This window comes from Mesorhizobium sp. M7A.F.Ca.US.014.04.1.1, from assembly GCF_003998745.1.
Taxonomy (GTDB): Bacteria; Pseudomonadota; Alphaproteobacteria; order Rhizobiales; family Rhizobiaceae; genus Mesorhizobium; species Mesorhizobium ciceri.
In genome coordinates this window covers 1-1485 of the sequence record NZ_RZRW01000938.1, presented here as the reverse complement: position 1 = coordinate 1485, position 1485 = coordinate 1, and the positions used below count along the sequence as shown (strand labels likewise).

The 1485-nt window shown below is 59.3% G+C and carries 1 protein-coding gene; it reads left to right on the top strand.

What is annotated here, in order from left to right; all coding sequences use genetic code 11:
* The coding region (locus EOA22_RS33305; RefSeq protein ID WP_127390597.1) for a PAS domain-containing protein at positions 1-1485 on the top strand (1485 nt) is incomplete at both ends.

The window sequence follows — 1485 nt, the reverse complement described above, 5'->3', positions numbered from 1 at the left end:
GGCCCGGGACCTGGCCCATCCTGAAGACTTTCCGACAATGTTTCGGAGGGCGTCGAATGGCTTTGCGTCCGGCCAGCCTTTCATGAACCGCTTTCGTCGACGCGAGAAGGATGGCGTCTACCGCTGGATAGAAGCACGAGCGCAACCGTTAAGGGATACCGATGGCGCGATCGTTCAATGGTATATGGCTTCAATCGACATCGAAGACGAGATGCGCGCGCAGGAGGCTTTGCGCGAAAGAGAGCGCGAGCTCCAGCAGCTTGTCGATGCCTTGCCGGTCCACATCTGGAGCTGGACGCCCGATGGCAAGCTTGCGTACGTGAATAGGCGGTCTTTGGAGGATCTCGGCATCTCCGGGGCGAACTTCGAAGAGTTCACCAGGGTGGCGCAAGAACTGATTCATCCCGAAGATGCTCCCGAGGTGCTCAAAAGGTCAGCCAACTGCCTCAAAACTGGCGACTCCTTCATCATGCGGTATCGCCGGCGTTGGAAAGACGGCAGCTATCGCTGGATAGAAGGGCGTTGCGAGCCTCTGCGCGATCGGGATGGAGCCATCGTTCACTGGTACCAGGTCTCCATCGACATCGACGAGGAGATGCGCGCGCAGGTGGCACTGCGCGAGAGAGAACGTTCGCTGTGGCAGCTGGTTGAAACGCTGCCGGTGATGATCGATTGCGCCGCACCGAACGGTGAGCCGATATATCGAAGCCGTCAGCTCCGCGAATTCCTCGGATATGAGTTGGAGTTATTGGACGGCAAGGGAAAATCCCGCCTGTCCGGGACACTCGATGAAGGCGTTCATCCTGACGACCTGGCGGCCGTCAAAGCGAACTATGCTCATTCGTTGGCCACTGGCGAACCGTATGCGCGCAGGCACCGTCTGCGTCGCTTCGACGGCGAATATTGCTGGGTCGATACGCGCGCGGCACCGATGCGCAACGCAGAGGGAGCGATTGTTCAGTGGAACGTCGTCTGTCTGGACATCGACGGTGAAGTTCGAGTGCAAGAAGAACTGCGCCTGGCGCAAGAGAGACTTGCACGTGCGAGCCAGGCGGCGAGTCTTGCCGAGCTTTCAGCCTCTATAGCCCATGAGGTGAACCAGCCTCTGGCGGCTGTTGTCGCCAACTCATATGCCTGCCAGCGTTGGCTCACGGCCGAACCGCCAAATATCGAGCGGGCGCAGAAGACTGTGGAGCGTATTATCCGTGATGCCAACTCAGCCGCGGATGTCGTCAGCCGCATCCGCGCCTTATTCAAGCAATCTGCAGACGCGATGGCTTACACAGCACTCGACAGCGTCATAGCGGAAGCGCGCGACCTCATCGCCGAGGAGGCGGTGCGGCGCCGTGTTCGTCTGGATCTCGATGTCGAAAGCGACCTTCCTATTGTCGCGCTCGATCGGGTGCAGATTCAGCAGGTTCTGGTGAACCTCATCCGCAATGGGATCGAGGCGATGGACTCTGTTCCGGGCGACAAGGTTCTTGG